Origin of the sequence: Flectobacillus rivi, assembly GCF_030056655.1 — a bacterium.
In the GTDB taxonomy this organism is placed as follows: domain Bacteria; phylum Bacteroidota; class Bacteroidia; order Cytophagales; family Spirosomataceae; genus Flectobacillus; species Flectobacillus rivi.
Map to the genome: position 1 here is coordinate 1 of NZ_JASHIE010000032.1, position 1,269 is coordinate 1,269.

Below are 1,269 nucleotides of genomic sequence, written 5' to 3' on the forward strand. Positions count from 1 at the left end.
TGTAAGCTTCCCCCAAAATAGTACGGATTAAAAGTTTAAAAGGTGTAATATTTTTTAACTTTAAGTAAGTATTATGAAAAGCAGCAAATTTAGTCCGACCGAAATTGCAAAGATTCTTAAGGAATTTGAATCTGGCAAGTCCTTAGACACCATTGTTCGCGAATATGGAGTCAGCAAGGTAACTTTTTACAAATGGCGTCAGCGTTATGGCGGCATGGAAGCTAGCGAACTCAAGAAGGTCAAACAACTTGAAGAAGAGAACGCCAAACTCAAGCGCATGTATGCAGAACTAGCCTTGGAGTTGGATATGGCAAAATATGTCATAGAAAAAAAGCTCTAAAGCCTTGTGTCAAGCGAGCACTTGTGCGAGAGTTGCAAGAACTCTATCCAAGAGGCATTAGCAAGGCATGCCGTATCTTCAAAACGAGTCGAAGCAGTTTAAGCTATCAATCCGTTAAGAACGATCAAGTGTTAATGGATGAGTTATCCCAATTGAGCAAAGACCATCCTCGTGAAGGCTTTTGGAAGTTTTACTACCGTATGCGTAATGCGGGTCATCATTTCAATCATAAGCGAGTGCATCGGGTGTATGTTCAGATGGGTCTTTCTATTCGTAGAAAGGCTAAAAAACGTCTTGTAGCTAGGGTGAAAGAGCCCTTAGAAGTTCCCCAAAGCTTTACTCAAACTTGGAGCATAGATTTCATAAGTGATGTTTTGAACAATGGGCGTTCATTCCGAAGCTTTAACGTGATAGATGATTACAATCGAGAAGTACTTTTCATAGAGACAGACTACTCGCTCAAGAGTAGTAGGGTGATTTATATTCTTCGCCATTTGGTGAACAAATATGGTAAGCCCACTAAGATTCGAATGGATAATGGACCAGAATTTGTAGCAAAGCTATCGCAAGAATGGAGTCAGATGAATGACATCGTTTTTCACTATATTCAGCCAGGGAAACCAACGCAAAATGCCTACATTGAGCGATTTAACCAAACTTACCGCAGACATGTATTAGATGCTTATGTGTTTGATTCTTTGGAGGAAGTACGCCAAGAAACAGATTTATGGATGAGGGATTATAATTTCGTTCGTCCACATGTCTCTTTGGGAGGTATGAGCCCAGTAGATTATAGAATGAAAAAACAGAACACCCTTCTTGGGCTTCGTTCCGCTACGCTACACTCAGCCCAAGAAGGGTTAAAAACATAATCAAAGTAGACAGATTATGTATATTTTTAAACTGTACTAAAAATGGGAAGCCGACAA

The 1,269-nt window shown here is 39.9% G+C and carries 1 pseudogene; it reads left to right on the top strand.

The window, feature by feature from the left end:
* Window positions 1–73 precede the first annotated feature (73 nt).
* Window positions 74–1,134, top strand: a pseudogene (locus tag QM481_RS24770) (IS3 family transposase); the annotation flags it as partial.
* Window positions 1,135–1,269 lie beyond the last annotated feature (135 nt).